Origin of the sequence: Methylobacterium planeticum, from assembly GCF_008806345.1 — a bacterium.
Taxonomy (GTDB): Bacteria; Pseudomonadota; Alphaproteobacteria; order Rhizobiales; family Beijerinckiaceae; genus Methylobacterium; species Methylobacterium planeticum.
Genome location: NZ_VZZJ01000004.1, coordinates 103,194 through 119,775, shown reverse-complemented (window position 1 = coordinate 119,775; position 16,582 = coordinate 103,194). Strand labels below are relative to the sequence as shown.

Below are 16,582 nucleotides of genomic sequence, written 5' to 3'. Positions count from 1 at the left end.
TGATACCCTGGTAACCTTAATGTTCCGTTGCGTACCATCGGCGGGCGCAAGCACTCGTCCAGCACAGGGCCGTGTTCCGCAAGGAAGCGTAGGAGGGGATGCCTGGGAAGATCGGATGATTGCATGGCGGACCGCCCGCTCGGCAAATATTGCCGGGCGGCTGGTCTCGCGCTGCGGGCGGCTCAGTTGCCGTAGGGGGTCTGGCCGACGCCGAGGAGGCTCGGGACTCCCGGCAGGCCCGCGAGCTCGTAGCGCAGGCCGAGGCGGAACTCGCTGGCGGCGAGGTCCTTCAGCCGGGTGCTGCCGCCGTAGGGGTCGGTGCCGCTCTTCGCCTTGCCAAGGTCGACGTAGCGGTAGCTCGCGTCGAGGCTGAAGCCGCCGCCGAGCGCGTAGGACACGCCCCCGGTGAGCGCCCAGGCCAGGGAGGCGACCGAGCGGTTCGGCCGGGCGACGGCGAGGCGCGGTCCGGTGCCGGGCGCGCCGTCGCAGGCCTCCACGTAGCAGGTGGTCTGGGTGTAGCCGCGGCTGACCCCGACATCCGAGACGCCGATGCCCGCGCCGAGATAGGGCGTCAGGCCCCACCAGGAGCCGAGGTCGGCGTAGACGGTGACGAGGCCCGTCAGCGCGTCGATGCGGCCGGCCTCGACATTGGCGCCGGTCACGAAGTTCGTGCGCGAGGAATAGGCCCGGAAGGCGCCGGCGCCGCGCTGGTCCACCGTGGCGTCGATGCGCAGCCACGGGGTGATGCGGTAGCCGATGCCGCCGCCGTAGCCGCTGGTGTCGCTCAGGCGCAGGCCGACGAGGGGCGGCAGGCCCGGGTCGTTCGGGTCCGGCCGGGTGTTGTCGTGCGGCCGGGCGTAGCTGCTCTCGGTGAAGTCCGCCCGCAGGTACCAGCCCGAGCCGATCGCGACGGGCGCGGGATCCACCAGCGCCGGGCGCAGGAGGTCGGCCGCGCGGGCGGGGCCGGCCGAAAGCCCCCCGCCCGCGAGAACCAGTGCCGCCGTGGCGACGCGAAGCCTGTACGCGATCATGAACCCGTCCCGACGCAGAACTCAACACGAACAGGCCGCCGAACTCTCGAGGCCAGGAGAACTATGCGGCCTAAAGATTAGGATCAGCTTAATCGCAGAAGTTGTTGGAACGATGAGCGATCAACAAGAAAACGGCGCGGATCGGATCCGCGCCGTTCCAGTCCGTTGAAGGAATTCGTGAAATCAGTACTTGCGGACCAGTGGGCCCGGGGCCGGCTGATAATCGGCCATCAGCGGCGGCAGCGGCGCGGCGTAGCCGCCCATCAGGTAGCGCAGGCCGATCTTCACGTCGTGCGCCTCGATGGTCTTCTCCTTGTAGAAGCCGATCGTCTGGGTGCAGCAGGGCTCGTAGCCCGCGCCGGTCTTGGCGCTGCCGAGGTTGAGGTAGCGGTAGGCCAGCTCGACCTTGAAGTTCGGGGTCACGTCGTAGGCGAGACCGGCATGCAGCGCCCAGGCGAGGCTGTTGCTGGTCTTGGCCTGGTAATAGGCGCCGACGGTCTTGTTGTAGAAGCCCTTGCAGCCGCAGGGGTCGGCGGTCACGAAGGTCGGCTCGCTGACGGTGCCGGTGGTCTGGGTGCTGGAGATGTGGTTGAAGGCCACGCCGACGCCGCCGCCCACGAAGGGCGTCACGCCGTACCAGGTGCCGAGATCGAAATACGCGTTGGCGAGGACCACGGCGGCGTCGAAATTGCCCTTGGTGGTCTCGTTGATGCGCCCGCGCAGCTCGTTCCCGTTGAGGTAGCCGGCGGTGTACTCGTAGGTGCGGCTGCCGCCGATGCCGTTCGAGAAGCGGTACTCGCCGGTGATGTCGCCGCGCAGGAACGGGTTGAACTGGTAGCCGATGCCGACGCCCGCGAAGCCGCCGCTGGCCGAGCCGCCGTTCTGGTAGTAGCGCTCGTTGTAGTGGCCGCCGGCATCCGTCTCGCCGTAGGCGGTGAAGCTCGACCGCTCGTAGAGGCTCGCGCCCACGTCGCCGCGCAGGTACCAGCCGCCGCCGACCTCGATCGGGGGGGCCATCGGCGGCGGCGGCGGGGGCGGCAGGAGATCCGCGGCCTGTGCGAGGCAGGGCGCGCCGACGCTCGCGACGAGCGTCAGGGAGCGCGCCAAAGCGTAGAGCTTGGAGCGGGCCATAAGGTTTCCTTCGATGGAACGGTGCCGGAAGCTTGATGCCGGCTCTGAAGACGGGGTGAGATTCCAACAAAGGTCTTAAATCCCACTTAACGTTAAAACTTATCCATGCCGGGAGGGGCCCGCCCCCTTCGCCCGATGCGCCCCTCCCCTCCGCCGCCGCGCGCCGGGACGAAACCCGCGCTGGCGCGTTGCCGGTCAGGCGCGGCGGACGGGCCCTCACCCGGGCCCGCACTCCGATCGCCGCATTCGATCGCGGGAGGCAGGATTGACGCAGCTCTTCATCGCGCAGGTTCGCTCGGCCGCGGGGCCGCGGCCCCTCGTGACCGTGCGGACGGCCTCCGAGGGCGAGGCCCGGCTCTTCGTCGAGGCGCAGTACCCGGAGGATACGGTCGAGGCGGTGGTCGAGCCCGGCGACTGGGTCTCGGACGAGGATACCGGCTCGGAGCCGGGCGACGTCCGCGAGCATCCGGGCGTCACCTGGCAGCCGCCCGCCGGCGGCGCGGCCTGATTCGGGTCCCGATGCTGCCGGAGGACGTGCGGGCGCTGGCCCTGATGCTGCCCGAGGTGATCGAGGGCGCCCACATGGGCAACGCCGATTTCCGCGTCGGCGGGCGCATCTTCGCGACCCTGTGGAGCGAGGAGGAGCGCACCGTGCTCAAGCTCACGCCCGGGCACCAGGCCGTGCTGATCGAGGCGGAGCCCGCCCTGTTCGCCCCCCTGCCGGGGGCCTGGGGCCGGCGCGGCTGGACCAATCTCGATCTGCCTGAGGCCGACGAGGAGGTTCTGCGGGGCGCCCTCCTGAACGCCTGGCGGGCGACCGCGCCGCCGGCCCTGGTGGCGGCCTACGATCCGGCCTGACCGCGCCGCGCCACCCCGTCCGTCCGGCAGGGGACAGAGGGCCGCGCGGTCATACTTAATGAACGCCTCCATGCGAGGCTCCCCCGGCGATCACATCATCGGGAGGCGGCCGTGGGCGAAGAGACCGAATCCGTGGCGACGCGCCTGTGGCGCGACCGGGTGCAGGTCCGCGAGCAGGAGCGCAACGAGGCCCTGGCCCGCGCCCGCATCGCCGAGGAGAAGGTGGCTCTCCTGGTTGCGGAGAACGATGCCCTGGCGGACGAGGTGGCGCGCCTGCGCGCCCGGCTGCAGCCCGACGAGACCCGGGCGCGGGCGGAGACCGAGGCGCAGATGGAGGCCCTGAAGGGAGCGCTCCTGCCCCTGCTTACGCGGAGCGCCGCCTGACGGGCGCCGCCCGGGCTGGCCCGACCGCGCCGGGCATGCGATGGCAGCCGGGATGCCGACCCTCCTGGCCTATGCGGGCGCCGCCCTGGCGGAGATCGCCGGATGCTTCGCGTTCTGGGCGTGGCTGCGCCTCGACCGCTCCCCCTGCTGGGCGGCCCCGGGTCTCGCCTCCCTGGCGCTCTTCGCCTACCTGCTGACCTTCGTGGAGAGCGAGGCCGCCGGGCGCGCCTACGCGGCCTATGGCGGCGTCTACGTCGCCGCCTCGATCCTCTGGCTCTGGGCCGCGGAGGGCCACCCGCCGGACCGCTGGGACATCGCCGGCGGGGCCGTCTGCCTCGCCGGGATGGCGATCATTCTGTACGGGCCGCGCGCGTAGAACCGCGCGCGCCTTCAGGCGGCGACGCGGGTGACGGCGTCCACCACCTCGTCCACGACCTCGTTGACGAGGCTGCGGTCGTCGCCCTCGGCCATCACCCGGATCACCGGCTCGGTGCCGGAGGGGCGGATCACGAGGCGCCCGCCATTGCCGAGGCGCTCGCGCGCATGCTCGATCGCCGTGACCACCGCCGCCTGCCGCAAGGGTTCGCCCGAGCCGTAGCGCACGTTCTTCAGGATCTGCGGCAGCGGCTCGAAGCAGTGGCAGACCGCGCTCACCGGCCGCTCCTGGCGCTTGACCACGCTGAGAAGCTGCAGCGCTGCCACCAGCCCGTCGCCCGTCGTGGCGTAGTCCGACATGATGATGTGGCCCGATTGCTCGCCGCCGAGATTGTAGCCGTGCTCGCGCATGTGCTCGAGGACGTAGCGGTCGCCCACCGCCGTCCGGGCGAGGCTGAGCCCGAGCCCGCCGAGATAGCGCTCGAGGCCGAGATTGGACATGATCGTGGCCACCAGCCCCGGCTGGGTCAGGCGGTCGTCCTCCTTCCAGGAGCGGGCCACCACCCCCATCAGCTGGTCGCCGTCGACCACCTGCCCCTTCTCGTCGACGATCAGCACCCGATCGGCGTCGCCGTCGAGGGCGATGCCGATGTCGGCGCGCAATTCGCGGACCTTGTGCACGAGGGCGCTCGGCGCGGTCGAGCCGACGTCCCGGTTGATGTTGAAGCCGTCCGGATCGACCCCGATGGCGATGACCTCGGCGCCGAGCTCCCACAGGGTCTCGGGCGCGACCCGGTAGGCGGCGCCGTTGGCGCAATCGACCACGACGCGCAGGCCGTCGAGGGTGACGTGGCGCGGCAGCGTGCGCTTGGCGAACTCGATGTAGCGGGCATGCACGCTCTCGATCCGCTTGGCCCGGCCGAGATCGCGCGAGCCGGCGAGCTTCTTGTGCAGCTCCCCGTCGATCAGCGCCTCGATCTCGCGCTCGACCTCGTCGTTGAGCTTGAACCCATCGGGCCCGAACAGCTTGATGCCGTTGTCCTCGTAGGGGTTGTGGGAGGCCGAGATCATCACCCCGATATCGGCGCGCATGGAGCGGGTGAGCATGGCGACGGCGGGCGTCGGCATCGGGCCGAGCTGGAGCACGTCCATGCCCACCGAGGTGAAGCCGGCGATCAGCGCGGTCTCGATCATGTAGCCGGACAGGCGGGTGTCCTTGCCGATCACGACCCGGTGGCGGTGGTCGCCGCGCTGGAACACGAGGCCGGCCGCCTGCCCGACCTTGAGGGCCAGCTCCGGCGTGATCACCCCGTTGGCCCGGCCCCGGATGCCGTCCGTCCCGAAATACTTGCGCACCTGCGTCTCCGCGTCGTCGGCCGAATGGTTTCTTGGGCACCAGCCTAGCAGACTTCGGGGAACCTCGCCGTGCGCGATTCGGAATTAGTGAATCGTGCCTCTCGGATGCGGGCCGTCCGGCGGGCCGCTGCGAACCCCCGGTGCCCCGATCCTCCGGCAGGAGGGGCGCCGGGGCGGAGGGGCCGCGCCGGTCGCGCGCCCCGGGCGAGCGGGCTCCTTCCCGGCCAGAGGCGGTCGACATGCGGCCAAAAGAAAGGGCGCCTGACGGCGCCCTCTCCGGGTCGTTGCTTCGGCGCCCGGGCCCGGGGTTCGGTCCTCAGGCCTGGGGCTGGGGCTCCAGGCTGCCGTCGTTCTCCCGGGGCCGGCCGCGGCCGGCGGTGGGGACCGGGGAGCCGCGGGCCGGGGTCGGCGGCACGTCGCCGCCGTCGCGGACCGGCGGGCGGCCGCCCAGCAGGTTGCGGATCTCCTCGCCCGAGAGCGTCTCGTACTCGAGCAGCCCCTGGGCCAGGGCCTCGAGGTCGTCCTTGCGCTCGCCGAGGATGCGGCGGGCCTCTTCCAGGCCCTGCTCGACGAGGCGGCGAACCTCCGCGTCGATCTTCTGGGCGGTCGATTCCGAGATCGTCTGCTGACGCCCCATCGACATGCCGAGGAAGACCTCGTCGTTGTTGTCGCCGTACGCGACGGTGCCGAGCTCGGGCGAGAAGCCCCAGCGGGTCACCATCATCTTGGCCAGCCGCGTCGCCTGCTCGATGTCCGACTGCGCGCCCGACGTCACCTTGTCGGGGCCGAAGGTCATCTCCTCGGCGATGCGTCCGCCCATCATGATGGCCAGCCGCGAGGTCATCTGCTCGTAGCTCATCGAGAGCTTGTCGCGCTCGGGCAGCTGCATGACCATGCCGAGGGCCCGGCCCCGCGGGATGATCGTCGCCTTGTGGACGGGATCGGTCGCCGGCACGTTGAGGGCCACGATGGCGTGGCCGCCCTCGTGATAGGCGGTCAGGCGCTTCTCGTCCTCGGTCATCACCAGGGTGCGCCGCTCGGCGCCCATCATGACCTTGTCCTTGGCGTCCTCGAACTCGTGCATCGTGACGATGCGCTTGCCGCGCCGCGCCGCGAGCAGCGCCGATTCGTTGACGAGGTTCATCAGGTCCGCGCCGGAGAAGCCGGGGGTGCCGCGGGCGATCGTCTTCAGGTCGACGTCGGGGGCCAGCGGCACCTTGCGGACATGGACCCGCAGGATGCGCTCGCGGCCGGTCACGTCCGGGTTCGGCACCATGATCTGGCGGTCGAAGCGGCCGGGACGCAGCAGCGCCGGGTCGAGCACGTCGGGGCGGTTCGTGGCCGCGATGATGATCACGCCCTCGTTCGCCTCGAAGCCGTCCATCTCCACGAGGAGCTGATTCAGGGTCTGCTCGCGCTCGTCGTTGCCGCCGCCGAGGCCGGCGCCGCGATGGCGGCCGACCGCGTCGATCTCGTCGATGAAGATGATGCAGGGCGCGTTCTTCTTGGCCTGCTCGAACATGTCGCGGACGCGGGAGGCACCGACGCCGACGAACATCTCGACGAAGTCCGAGCCCGAGATGGTGAAGAACGGCACGTTGGCCTCGCCCGCCACCGCGCGGGCGATCAGGGTCTTGCCCGTGCCGGGCGGGCCGACGAGGAGCACGCCGCGCGGGATGCGGCCGCCGAGCCGCTGGAACTTCTGCGGGTCGCGCAGGAACTCGACGATCTCCTGCAGGTCCTCCTTGGCTTCCTCGACGCCGGCCACGTCCTCGAAGCTGACGCGGCCGTGGGCCTCGTTCAGGAGCTTCGCCTTCGACTTGCCGAAGCCCATGGCGCGCCCGGCCCCGGACTGCATCTGGCGCGACAGGAAGATCCAGGCGCCGATGAAGACCAGGATGGGCAGCCAGCTCACCAGAAGCTGGATGAACCAGGGGGTGTTGTCCGACGGGGGCCGCGCGGTGATCTGTACGCCCTTGCCCTGGAGCTTCGTCACGAGGCCCGGGTCGTTCGGCGCGTAGGAGGTGAAGTTGCCGCCGCCCACGTAGGTGCCGCTGACGTCCTGGCCCGAGATGACCACGGACTGGATCTTGCCGGCATCGGCGTCATTGAGGAGCTGACTGTAGGCGATCTCGCTCCCGCCGCCGCGATGACCCGGGTTCTGGAACAGGGTCACGAGCGCGAGGACGAGGAGGAAGATGACGACCCACAAAGCAAAATTGCGAAAATTCGGGTTCATCGATCCATCCTTGGCGAGTGCGCGAGCCCGGCCCCGGGCCCCTTGCCCGCCGCCGTGGGATCATCATCGCACTCCGGCCCAATGTAGGTTGTGGGCTCCCCCTTGCCAAGTAAGCCGGCGTCGCCTGCGCCATGGCGCCCATGCGGATCGCTGCCGGGACGCGGCCCCCCGCGCCGCGGGGCCGGCCGGAGGCTCAGGCCGCCGTCGGGGCGCGCCTCGATCAGGAGCCCGCGCAGGGTCCGGCGCAGCGGCCGGCCCGCCCGCAGGGCGGGCAGGAGCGCCTCGAGGGCGAGCCGCTCCAGCCGCTCGAGGCGGCGCGGCCCCGCCCCCCCCGCCCGGTCGAGGGCGCGGTCGAGGAGGCGCAGGGCCACCGCGTCCGGCAGGGCCGCGACCTCGGCGCCGTCGAGCCCGAGCCGGCCCGGCGCCTCCTCGCGCAGCGCCGCCGCGAGGGCCTGCGCGGCGGCGGCCCCGAGGGCGGCCTCGTCCCGGGCGGCGCGCTCGGCGAGGCGCACGAGCCGGGCGGCGCTGAGCCCCTCGCGGGCGAGGGCCGGCATCAGGGCGCGCAGCCGGGCGCGGCCGAAGCGCGGGTCGGCATTCGAGGGGTCGCGCAGGGTCGCGAGCCCGCGGGCCCGGCACCACGCCACCAGGGCGGCCTTGGGCAGGCCGAGGAACGGCCGGGCCAGGATCAGGCCGGGCCCGAGGGGCCGCTCCGCCCGCATCCCGGCGAGCCCCGCCGGGCCGCTGCCGGCCAGCAGGCGCATCAGCACCGTCTCGGCTTGGTCGTCGCGGGTATGGCCGGTGAGGAGGAGCCCGGCGTCGATCCCGCCGGCGCAGGCCGCGAGGAGCCGGTAGCGGGCCTCGCGCGCCGCCGCCTGCAGGCCGGTCGCGGGGTGCGGGCCCTCCCAGCGGAGCCGGTGATGCGGCAGGCCGAGGCCGGCCGCGCCGCGCGCCACCGCCTCCGCCTCGGCGGCGGAGTCCGGGCGCAGGCCGTGATCGACGGTGGCGACGTGGAGCGCCGGGCCGGCGCGGCCGGCGCCCGCCGCGGCCGCGTGCATCAGGGCCGTCGAATCGGGGCCGCCGGAGACCGCGAGCAGGATGGGGCCGCCGCGCGCGAGCCAGGGCGCCAATGCACCCTCGACGGCACCCTCGACGGCACCCTCGCCGGCGAGGCCGGGAGCCGCGTCGCGGTCCCGGCCCGTCCCGCTCAAGCGGCGCAGCGCGCGCGCTTCTGCTCGCGCGCCACGCCCTGGCGCACGCTCGGCGACGCGCTCGGGAACTTGCGCTCGAGCTCGGCCAGGGTGGCGCAGGCCTGCTCGCGGGCGCCGAGCGCGTTGAGGGAGGCGCCGAGCTTGAGCATCGCCTCGGGGGCCTGGGGCGAGCGGGCGTAGTCGGTCGAGACCTTGAGGAACTGCTCGGCCGCCTCGCGGTTGCGGTTGCGCTGCAGGTAGCTCTCGCCGAGCCAGTAGGTCGCCGCCGCCACGTGGCCGTCGCGGGGATGGGACTGGATGAACTGGCGCAGGCCCATCTCGGCCTGCTCGTACTGACGCTGCTGCACCAGCGCGTAGGCGGCCTCGTAATCGGCCCTGGCGTCGCCGGTGCCGGTGGCCGCCACGCTCGGCGGGCGGGCCGGGAGCGCGCCGGTGGTGCCGATCCGGGGCGGCGGGGTCAGGTCGACGGGGCCGCCGAGACCCGGGGGGACCTCCTCCTCCGCCTCCTCGGCCTCGTCGATGGCGGGGGCGGGCAGGCGCTGGAGAGGCGCGGGCTGGGGCTGGGCTTGGGGCTGGGCCTGGGCCACCGGCGCCGGGGGCGTCGTGCCGCCGAGGGGCAGGGGCGCGCCGGGGGAGCCCGGGCTCTGGCTCGGGTCGAAGGCGTCGCCGCGCTTCTGGGGCTTGGCCGCGCCGGGATTGGCGCCGTTCACGGGGGCCGCGGGCTTGGCGCTGCCGCCGCCCTTGCCCTCCTGGAAGCGGAAATCGACGTCCTCCTGGAACTTGCGAAGCTGCTCCTTGAGCTGGCGGTTCTCGTACTGGAGGGTCTCGATCTGCCCCGCCATCATCCGCGACTGGTTCTCCAGCCGGTTGAGGCGCACCACGAATTCCGAGGCGTCCTGGGCGGAGGCCGGCAGGATCGGGAGCGCTGCCGGCGGCAGGACCAGGCAGGTGGCGAGGAGGAGGCGGCGGAGCATGTCAGTCGGCACCGGTCGTTGGGGCGATTGTGCGCCGCAAACCCAACGCGGCGCGCCGCCGATAGCAGATGCTCCGCCTCACGGCAAAAGTGCGGCGCCGGCCGCGATCGGCCGCGCGCCGGTCCGGGTTACGAGCCGGCGCCGCCGCGGTCGAGCACGGTGACGGCCCGGCGGTTCTGCGACCAGCATGAGATGTCGTTGCAGACCGCGACCGGCCGCTCCTTGCCGTAGGACACGGTCCGCATCCGGCCCGACGCGATGCCCCGGGAGGCGAGGTAGTCGAACGCGGTCTGGGCGCGGCGGGCCCCGAGGGAGAAGTTGTACTCGCGGGTGCCGCGCTCGTCGGCATGGCCCTCGACGATGAAGGTGTAGCGGGGGTAGCGCTGCAGCCAGGCGGCCTGCTTGTCGAGGGTGCTGGTGGCGGTGGGCGTCAGGTCGGTCGAATCCGATTCGAAGAAGACGCGGTCGCCGACATTGACCACGAAATCCTGGGCGCTGCCCGGCGTCGAGGCGCCCGCCCCGAAGGCGGAGGCGTCGGCGAGGTCCTTGTCGTTGCTGCAGGCGGCGACGCTGAGCGCGGCGACGAGCGCCGCGGCGAGCGGGAGCACGCGGAAGCGCGCGGTCTTGGACATGATCTCAATTCTCCTCGGGCGGTGCCGAAGGCCGGCTGCGGGACTTCGAGGCCGTTTCCGCGTGGTGTCTCTGGCCTTGTTTCTAGGCGCGCCAGGTTAAGCGAAGGTTCCGTCAACCTTGACGGGAGGTATCGAGCACCGCGCGAGCGCCGCCGATGTGCCGTCGCGCACCTGAAACCGGCCGGACGGCCCGGGCTCATCGCGCGCCAATTGGGGCAGGGCCGGGGCACGCGCCGAACGGCCGGGGATTTGCGCCCCGTTGTGGCCGGGCCGCCACAGGCTCCGGCGGGTCGAGCCGGTGCCCGCGGGGCGCCGCCTCAGGCGGCCCGCACCCGCAGCCGGTCGATCGCGTCGGAGGCCGCCTCCGCCGAGCGCCGCGCCGCGGCGAGGGCCGGTCCGACCCCGGTGCCGGCGTGGCAGGCCTGCTCCAGCGCCGCGCAGGCCCGGGACAGGGCGCTGAAGCCGAGGGTGCCGCTCGCCGAGACGAGGGCGTGGGCGTCCCGCGCGAGGGCGTCCCGCTGCGCCTCGGGATCCCGCAGGCGCCGGTCGATCTCGATCCCGAGGCCGGCCAGGAGGTTCAGCAGGCGGGCCCGGCCGAACACCGCCTCGAGCTCGGCCACCACCTCCGGGTCGTAGGCCGGGGCCGGCCCGGCGTCCCGCGGGGGGGCGAAACCGGCATCCTGCTGCGCGGGCGCACCGCCCTTGGGGGGCTGGTCGGGCATCCGAATCAACTCTTTGAAGGAATATTAACCACGATACCGTCCAGTGGCCGGGCCGACAACCGGATCACGCCCATGTCCCCTCACCCCACCGTGCTGATCGTGGAGGACAGCTTCCTGCTCCTCGAGATGCTCACGACCCTGTGCGAGCAGGAGGGCATCCGCGTGGTCGAGGCTTCGAGCGGCGAGGCCGCCCTGACGATCCTGCGCCGGCGCGGGGCGGAGATCGACTGGCTCTTCACCGATATCCGCCTCCCCGGCCTGATCGACGGCTGGACGGTGGCGGATGCCTACCGGGCGATCCACCCGGACCGGCCCGTGATCTACGCCTCCACCGCCGCCCTGCGCGAGCGCCGGACGGTCTCGGGCAGCCTGTTCGTGCAGAAGCCCTACGGGGTGCGCGAGATCGTCGCCCTCGCCCGCATGATGACCGGGGCGCTGGCCGAGCCGCGCCGCCACGCCGGCTGAGGACGGCGCCCGATCCCGTCGGCCCGGCCTCAACCCGCCCGCGCGGCGTCGAAGATCCCGGCGGTCGCCGGGTCGGCGAGCCAGGACTCCACCCGCTGGCAGGCGACGGCCTCGCGCGTCAGCCCGTCATAGACCGCGAAGCTTTCGGCGACGAAGCCCGGCAGGTCGTAGAGGCGCGGGAAGGCATTGCCCCGGGGCTTCGCCTTGAACAGGTAGGAGCCCGTCAGGCCGAAGCTCTCGGCGATCGGCGGGTAGACCGGCCAGACCACGTCGCGGGCGAGCTCGTCCCCGATATAGGCCTCGATCTCGACGGGCTCCGGCCGCAGGCCGCTCTCCTCGAGGAGGCGCCGGGCGATATCGCCGATCACGAAGGCCTTGGGGTGGTTGAGGACGTACATGAAGTCCCCGCGCCGGGCCCAGCGCGCCATCTCGCGGTCGAGCCCGAACCCGACCTGGGCGGCGCTGCCGAGGAGGTCGCGCACCGAGGAATCCCACAATCCGAGATAGCCGAGCCGCGCGAACACGTCCTCGCGGTAGAGCGCCACCGTCCGGTCGACGCTGAGGCCGACCCGGTGGGCCGCGAGCGCGATGGCGGAATGGTACTGCCCCATCGGCGAGGGCGCGAGCTTGAGGGCCGCGAGGTCCTGGATCCGGCCCGCATAGACCATGTCCGGGTGAAAGGCCGGGAACACGATGGTGGGGAAGAGCCGCAGGCGCGGCTCCAGGACCCGCAGGGCATCGACGTCGCCCCCCGGGATCAGCCCGGAGGGGAAGTGCTGCGAGAACACGTGGTCGAAGCCGTGCAGCGTGCGGGCGAGGCCCTCGACGTGGCCGTGCTCGCGCTTCAGCCACGCCATCTGGATGAAGCGCACGGGGCTGTTGGGTGCGAGCAGCCGCATCGCCTGGGCGGCGCCCCGGGCCTGGCAATTGCCGATCACGGCGATCGACGGCCCCGTGCGCGGGGCCTCGGGCGCCCGGCGCCGGCGCCACGGTGTTGCCCAGGATGGCGCCGACAAGGACAGGGCGGCGCGTGCGCGCTGCGGAAGGGCGTTGAAGGCCAAGGTCAGGGCCGGGTGCCGGGCCAGGCGACGCACCGGGTGTTGCGGTGCGAGGTCTTGTGGTTCGGAGTCTTGTGGTTCGGAGTCTTGTGGTTCGGGGGCGATCCGGTCCACGGCATGCACGGTTGCGGGCCTCGCGAAACGGTGTGGAGAAGGGTCGGAAATGGCGTTGAATCCCTACAGCGATCTACCGGCCGGGCAGTTCTGGCGCAAGGCGGTGACGAACGTGCCCCCCTTCGCCCTCGACCCGAGCCCGCGCGACACCTTCGCGATCAGCCGGGCGGACCGGGTCGCCACCGCGGGCTCCTGCTTCGCCCAGCGCGTCGCCGAGGCCCTGCGGGAGGCGGGCTACAATTACTACGTCACCGAGGCGGCGCCGGCCGGCACCGGCCCGGCGGAGGCGCAGGGGCGGCAGTTCGGCACCTTCTCGGCCCGCTACGGCAATCTCTACTACGCCCGGCAGTTCATCCAGCTCTTCGACCGGGCCTATGGCCGCTTCACCCCGGAGCTGACCGCCTGGGAGCGGCCGGACGGCCGCCTCGTCGACCCGTTCCGCCCGACGATCGAGCCGGAGGGCTTCGACAGCGTCGCGGCGATCGAGGCGGCCCGCGCGGCCCATTTCGCCGAGGTGCGGCGCCTGTTCGAGACCCTCGACGTCTTCGTCATCACCCTCGGCCTCACCGAGGGTTTCCGCTGGCGCGCCGACGGCGCCGCCCTCCCCCTGGCCCCGGGGGTGGCGGGGGGCACCTACGACCCCGCGCAGTACGACTTCGTCAACGCCGGCGCGGGCGAGGTCGCGGCGGACCTGCGCGGCTTCCTCGACCGGCTCTGGGGGGTGAACCCGGGGGCGCGCGTCATCCTGACGGTCTCGCCGGTGCCGATGATCGCGACCTATCTCGACCGGCACGTGATGGTCTCGAACAGCTACTCGAAATCCGTGCTGCGGGCCGCGGCCGGCGAGGTCTGCGGCATCGACGACCCGCGCCTCGTCTATTTCCCGTCCTACGACCTCGTGACCACGAACGTGAATGCCGGGCGCTACTACAACGAGGACCAGCGCACGGTGACGGATGCGGGCGTCCGCCACGTCATGCGCGCCTTCCTCAACACCTTCTCGCGGGACGCCGCGGGCCCCGCCCCGGCACGGGCGGCCGCCGACATCTCCGCCGAGTTCGAGGGCACCGCCGGCGTGATCTGCGACGAGGAGCAGATCGAGCGCAGCCTGGCCTGAGGCCGGGCCGCCGGCGCGGGGTCCGGCGGGATCCCGCCCGGCGCCGGGCGGCGTCGCGCCCCTATTGGAGGTGGCGGGCGTAGGTGTCGCCCGCCGCGCGCTTCAGCTCGGCGCCGGCCTCGCGGCCGAGGGCCTCGGCGTCGCGCGCCGCGCCGCCGCGGGAGGCGGCCCAGTGGGCGCTGCCGTCGGGCAGGAAGAGCAGGCCGTCGAGGTGCAGGCTGTCCCCCTCGATCCGCGCCAGGGCGGCGATCGGGGTGCGGCAGGAGCCGTCGAGCTCGGCCAGAAGCGCCCGCTCGGCCGCGATCGCCGTGGTGGTGCGGGCGCAGGCGATCGGGGCGAGGAGCGCGCGCACATCCGCGTCGGCCTCGCGGCACTCGATCCCGAGGGCGCCCTGCGCCACCGCGGGCAGCATCTCGTCGACGGAGAGCACGCTCTTGGCCATGGCGGTCAGGCCGAGGCGCTCGAGCCCCGCGAGCGCCAGCAGGGTGGCGTCGCAGGCGCCCTCCTCGAGCTTGCGCATCCGGGTGTTGGCGTTGCCGCGCAGGGGCACGATGCGCAGGTCGGGCCGGCGCATCAGCACCTGCGCGCCGCGCCGGAGCGAGGAGGTGCCGACCCGGGCCCCCGCCGGAAGGTCCGCGAAGCCCCGGGCCTCCATCGCCAGGAAGGCGTCGCGGGGATCGTCCCGCTCCAGGATGCAGGCGATCACGAGCCCGTCCGGCAGCCAGGTCTCGACGTCCTTCATCGAGTGGACCGCCACGTCGATCTGGTCGGCGTAGAGGGCCTGCTCCAGCTCCTTGGTGAACAGGCCCTTGCCGCCGATCTCGGAGAGCGGCCGGTCGAGGATCTTGTCCGCCACCGTGGTGATCACCACGATCTCGGTCTCGAGCCCGGGATTGGCCGCGACGATCTTGTCCCGGACCATGCCGGTCTGCGCGAGAGCCATCGGGCTGCCGCGGGTTCCGATGCGGAGGGGGCGCTGGATCATGGGAGGCGGCGGCGTCCTGCAGGGGGGACTGCCCTCCTAGCCGACCCCCGCGCGCCTGTCACTCGACCGGGGCGAGCCCGTGCCGGTGCCCGCGCGGGCCGGGCGGTCCGGCCTCAGGCGATCGGCTCGACCCATTGCGCCCGCGAGGGGCCCGGCTCGAACGGGTCGCCGAAATACTGGGTCTCGCGGGCGACCTGCCCGTCGCGGAACTCCATGATGCTGACCGTGTAGGACGGCCGGCCGTCATAGGTCAGGACGTATTCGGTGACCCAGAGATCGCCCGCGCCGGTGATCCGCCGCACCGCGAAGCGCTTCCGGTTCGGCTGCGCGGCGCGGGACCACTGGATCCCCCGCCGGCCCCGGATGCGCTCGCCCGATTGCGGGTATTCGAGCACCGCGTCCTCCCGGTAGATCCGGTGCTCCGCCTCGAGGTCGTTCGCGTCGGAGGCCGCCCAGTGCCGGTCGAGGGCCGCCCGAATCGCCTGATCGCCCATCGCGCGCCTCCCCGCCCCGCCGAGGCCGGGCTCCGGCCCGCGCGGGCCCGGACCGGGGCCGTCCCGGACGCCGCGGGACCGGCATCACAGCACGGGGCCGGGGCGCCGGGAAGGCCCGCGGCCCGCCGAGGACCGGAAGCGTCCGGGCCCGGACCTAGAAGGCCCGGAGGGTCAGCTCGGTGTGCTCGACGCTCGGGGGCGCCTCGAAATAGGGGGAGACCATGGCGCGGTAATCCTGCCAGGCCTGGGACCCGGTGAAGTCCCGGGTATGCGCCTCCAGGGTCTCCCACTCGATCAGCAGGCGGTAGCGCTGCGGCTTCTCGACGGAGCGGCGCAGGGCGAAGGAGCGGCAGCCCTCGGCGGCCTGGAAGATCGGTGCCGCCTTGGCGATCCCGGCCTCGAACGCGGCCTCGGAGCCGGGCTTGACGTCGATCTGTGCGATTTCGAGGATCATCGGATTGTCCTTCACCGGAATCTGAGGGGGCTACTGCAGGGGGCGGCCGAGCTTGGCCGCGAGGATGCGCTGCGGGCTCTTGCGGGGGTCGGCCTGGCTCTCGACCGGAAGGTAGGCGGTCTGCTCCAGCATGTAGCGGCCGCCCATGGCGCCGTGCATGACGAGGTCGGAGAAGGTCACCCAGGTCTGGCCCGGCGCGAAACGCACGTCGGCCTGGGGGGCGCTCTGCTGGTAGGCCGTGTCCTGCTTCAGGGCGTCGTGGAGGTGCAGCATCAGGTGGTCGTACTCGGAGCGGCGCGCCTTGGTGATGCGCAGGGCCGCCAGGAGCCTCGCCGAGAGCGGCGAGTAGCCGGGCAGCCGCCCCAGGAACCTGTCGGCCATCGAGCCGAAATCCTCGCCGACCCGCCAGTGGCGCGGCTGGCCGTCCGGGTTGATGTTGCGGAACACCCGCAGGATGCGCTTCTCGCCGATCGGGTTCGACGGGAAGGCGTCGACGTGCAGCCGGGTGTCGTCGCGCCGCCAGCTGAGCTTGCGCCGGTCGACGTCGAAGGGCCGGTAGGAGGTGCCGGCGAGCGCGATCTTGCCCGTATAGGCCGGCAGGTGCCGGTCGATCAGGTCCTGCGCGAAGGTGCGGTAGCGGATCAGCAGCTGGCGCAGGGCCTCCCGCTCCTCGGGCGTGCCCGCCGCGCCCCGGATCTCGGCGCCCGCGCCCCGGATGTTCACGTTCTTGGCCTTGCCGTCCGCGAAGGGGCGCTCGACGAAGCGCTCCTCGAAGGGGCTGAAGGGGAAGTCGAGATCGGGGAACATCAGCACGGCGCCGCCTTCCAGCGCCTCCACCAGGGAGGACGCGCCGGGCGCGGGGCCCGCGCGGGGGACGGTGACGATCGGGCTGATCATGCGGCGGCATCCTCGAGCCGAGGTTCGGCGCGCGGGTGTAGCCGAGGGGCCGGGGCCCTGCCAAGCGCGTCCGGCAAGCGCGTCCGGC

Annotated in this window: 19 protein-coding genes; 6 read left to right on the top strand and 13 right to left on the bottom strand. The window is 72.8% G+C overall.

Going from position 1 to position 16,582, the window contains the following annotated elements; genetic code table 11:
• Nucleotides 1–182: 182 nt before the first annotated feature.
• Nucleotides 183–1,031: an outer membrane protein gene (locus F6X51_RS06170; RefSeq protein ID WP_150962352.1), complete on the bottom strand. Its 849-nt coding sequence runs from the start codon at nt 1,029–1,031 to the stop codon at nt 183–185.
• Between the two features lie 183 nt (nt 1,032–1,214).
• A complete protein-coding gene (locus F6X51_RS06165; RefSeq protein ID WP_150962351.1) occupies nt 1,215–2,162 on the bottom strand; it encodes an outer membrane protein in 948 nt (315 codons plus the stop codon).
• Nucleotides 2,163–2,427: 265 nt separating this feature from the next.
• Between F6X51_RS06165 and F6X51_RS06160 the strand changes: the two genes are divergently transcribed.
• From F6X51_RS06160 to F6X51_RS06145, 4 genes are all read left to right on the top strand, one after another.
• Nucleotides 2,428–2,670, top strand: coding sequence for a hypothetical protein (locus F6X51_RS06160; protein WP_150962350.1), 243 nt, complete (start codon nt 2,428–2,430; stop codon nt 2,668–2,670).
• Between the two features lie 11 nt (nt 2,671–2,681).
• Nucleotides 2,682–3,020: an MmcQ/YjbR family DNA-binding protein gene (locus tag F6X51_RS06155; protein WP_150962349.1), complete on the top strand. Its 339-nt coding sequence runs from the start codon at nt 2,682–2,684 to the stop codon at nt 3,018–3,020.
• Between the two features lie 111 nt (nt 3,021–3,131).
• A complete protein-coding gene (locus F6X51_RS06150) occupies nt 3,132–3,404 on the top strand; it encodes a hypothetical protein (protein ID WP_150962348.1) in 273 nt (90 codons plus the stop codon).
• Between the two features lie 52 nt (nt 3,405–3,456).
• Nucleotides 3,457–3,780, top strand: a complete 324-nt coding sequence (locus F6X51_RS06145; protein ID WP_150962347.1) for a YnfA family protein — start codon at nt 3,457–3,459, stop codon at nt 3,778–3,780.
• 14 nt (nt 3,781–3,794) lie between these two features.
• On the opposite strand, the gene glmM is transcribed toward F6X51_RS06145, so the two are convergent.
• The 6 genes from glmM to F6X51_RS06115 form a co-directional block, all read right to left on the bottom strand.
• Nucleotides 3,795–5,135: a phosphoglucosamine mutase gene (glmM, locus tag F6X51_RS06140; protein WP_150962346.1), complete on the bottom strand. Its 1,341-nt coding sequence runs from the start codon at nt 5,133–5,135 to the stop codon at nt 3,795–3,797.
• Between the two features lie 316 nt (nt 5,136–5,451).
• On the bottom strand, nt 5,452–7,374 hold the full coding sequence (ftsH, locus tag F6X51_RS06135) for an ATP-dependent zinc metalloprotease FtsH (RefSeq protein ID WP_150962345.1): 1,923 nt from the start codon (nt 7,372–7,374) through the stop codon (nt 5,452–5,454).
• A complete protein-coding gene (gene tilS / locus F6X51_RS06130) occupies nt 7,371–8,582 on the bottom strand; it encodes a tRNA lysidine(34) synthetase TilS (protein WP_407658456.1) in 1,212 nt (403 codons plus the stop codon). Before tilS ends, ftsH begins: the two co-directional genes overlap by 4 nt.
• Nucleotides 8,579–9,556, bottom strand: coding sequence for a tol-pal system protein YbgF (ybgF, locus tag F6X51_RS06125; RefSeq protein ID WP_150962344.1), 978 nt, complete (start codon nt 9,554–9,556; stop codon nt 8,579–8,581). Before ybgF ends, tilS begins: the two co-directional genes overlap by 4 nt.
• A gap of 128 nt (nt 9,557–9,684) precedes the next feature.
• Nucleotides 9,685–10,188 carry a peptidoglycan-associated lipoprotein Pal gene (gene pal, locus F6X51_RS06120; protein ID WP_150962343.1) on the bottom strand — a complete coding sequence of 168 codons (504 nt, stop codon included), beginning with the start codon at nt 10,186–10,188 and terminating at the stop codon, nt 9,685–9,687.
• Nucleotides 10,189–10,505: 317 nt separating this feature from the next.
• Nucleotides 10,506–10,910: an Hpt domain-containing protein gene (locus tag F6X51_RS06115; RefSeq protein ID WP_150962342.1), complete on the bottom strand. Its 405-nt coding sequence runs from the start codon at nt 10,908–10,910 to the stop codon at nt 10,506–10,508.
• Between the two features lie 72 nt (nt 10,911–10,982).
• On the opposite strand from F6X51_RS06115, the gene F6X51_RS06110 reads away from it, so the two are divergent.
• The gene (locus tag F6X51_RS06110) at nt 10,983–11,375 is read left to right on the top strand and encodes a response regulator (RefSeq protein WP_150962341.1); all 393 of its coding nucleotides are present in this window, start codon (nt 10,983–10,985) and stop codon (nt 11,373–11,375) included.
• A 29-nt stretch (nt 11,376–11,404) separates the two neighbouring features.
• Here F6X51_RS06110 and F6X51_RS06105 read toward each other — a convergent pair whose 3' ends face one another.
• Entirely contained in the window at nt 11,405–12,469 is a 1,065-nt protein-coding gene (locus F6X51_RS06105) for a WcbI family polysaccharide biosynthesis putative acetyltransferase (protein WP_246696644.1), read from the bottom strand.
• Nucleotides 12,470–12,596: 127 nt separating this feature from the next.
• Here F6X51_RS06105 and F6X51_RS06100 point away from each other — a divergent pair, with 127 nt between their 5' ends.
• Nucleotides 12,597–13,664 carry a GSCFA domain-containing protein gene (locus tag F6X51_RS06100; protein ID WP_150962340.1) on the top strand — a complete coding sequence of 356 codons (1,068 nt, stop codon included), beginning with the start codon at nt 12,597–12,599 and terminating at the stop codon, nt 13,662–13,664.
• 61 nt (nt 13,665–13,725) lie between these two features.
• Here F6X51_RS06100 and hemC read toward each other — a convergent pair whose 3' ends face one another.
• The 4 genes from hemC to F6X51_RS06080 all read right to left on the bottom strand — a co-directional run bounded on the left by hemC (nt 13,726) and on the right by F6X51_RS06080 (nt 16,494).
• Nucleotides 13,726–14,649, bottom strand: coding sequence for a hydroxymethylbilane synthase (gene hemC, locus F6X51_RS06095; RefSeq protein ID WP_150962339.1), 924 nt, complete (start codon nt 14,647–14,649; stop codon nt 13,726–13,728).
• A 113-nt stretch (nt 14,650–14,762) separates the two neighbouring features.
• Nucleotides 14,763–15,143, bottom strand: coding sequence for a nuclear transport factor 2 family protein (locus F6X51_RS06090; RefSeq protein ID WP_150962338.1), 381 nt, complete (start codon nt 15,141–15,143; stop codon nt 14,763–14,765).
• Nucleotides 15,144–15,297: 154 nt separating this feature from the next.
• The gene (locus tag F6X51_RS06085) at nt 15,298–15,597 is read right to left on the bottom strand and encodes an antibiotic biosynthesis monooxygenase family protein (RefSeq protein WP_150962337.1); all 300 of its coding nucleotides are present in this window, start codon (nt 15,595–15,597) and stop codon (nt 15,298–15,300) included.
• A 30-nt stretch (nt 15,598–15,627) separates the two neighbouring features.
• The gene (locus F6X51_RS06080) at nt 15,628–16,494 is read right to left on the bottom strand and encodes a Kdo hydroxylase family protein (protein ID WP_150962336.1); all 867 of its coding nucleotides are present in this window, start codon (nt 16,492–16,494) and stop codon (nt 15,628–15,630) included.
• Nucleotides 16,495–16,582: the final 88 nt, after the last annotated feature.

Excerpts from the sequence above, each read along its gene's own strand:
- F6X51_RS06085 (WP_150962337.1), bottom strand. The coding sequence starts at position 15,597 with ATGATCCTCGAAATCGCACAGATCGACGTCAAGCCCGGCTCCGAGGCC.
- F6X51_RS06155 (WP_150962349.1), top strand. The coding sequence starts at position 2,682 with ATGCTGCCGGAGGACGTGCGGGCGCTGGCCCTGATGCTGCCCGAGGTG.
- F6X51_RS06080 (WP_150962336.1), bottom strand. The coding sequence starts at position 16,494 with ATGATCAGCCCGATCGTCACCGTCCCCCGCGCGGGCCCCGCGCCCGGC.
- hemC (WP_150962339.1), bottom strand. The coding sequence starts at position 14,649 with ATGATCCAGCGCCCCCTCCGCATCGGAACCCGCGGCAGCCCGATGGCT.
- ybgF (WP_150962344.1), bottom strand. The coding sequence starts at position 9,556 with ATGCTCCGCCGCCTCCTCCTCGCCACCTGCCTGGTCCTGCCGCCGGCA.
- F6X51_RS06145 (WP_150962347.1), top strand. The coding sequence starts at position 3,457 with ATGCCGACCCTCCTGGCCTATGCGGGCGCCGCCCTGGCGGAGATCGCC.
- F6X51_RS06115 (WP_150962342.1), bottom strand. The coding sequence starts at position 10,910 with ATGCCCGACCAGCCCCCCAAGGGCGGTGCGCCCGCGCAGCAGGATGCC.
- F6X51_RS06110 (WP_150962341.1), top strand. The coding sequence starts at position 10,983 with ATGTCCCCTCACCCCACCGTGCTGATCGTGGAGGACAGCTTCCTGCTC.
- F6X51_RS06100 (WP_150962340.1), top strand. The coding sequence starts at position 12,597 with ATGGCGTTGAATCCCTACAGCGATCTACCGGCCGGGCAGTTCTGGCGC.
- ftsH (WP_150962345.1), bottom strand. The coding sequence starts at position 7,374 with ATGAACCCGAATTTTCGCAATTTTGCTTTGTGGGTCGTCATCTTCCTC.
- F6X51_RS06090 (WP_150962338.1), bottom strand. The coding sequence starts at position 15,143 with ATGGGCGATCAGGCGATTCGGGCGGCCCTCGACCGGCACTGGGCGGCC.
- F6X51_RS06170 (WP_150962352.1), bottom strand. The coding sequence starts at position 1,031 with ATGATCGCGTACAGGCTTCGCGTCGCCACGGCGGCACTGGTTCTCGCG.
- pal (WP_150962343.1), bottom strand. The coding sequence starts at position 10,188 with ATGTCCAAGACCGCGCGCTTCCGCGTGCTCCCGCTCGCCGCGGCGCTC.
- F6X51_RS06165 (WP_150962351.1), bottom strand. The coding sequence starts at position 2,162 with ATGGCCCGCTCCAAGCTCTACGCTTTGGCGCGCTCCCTGACGCTCGTC.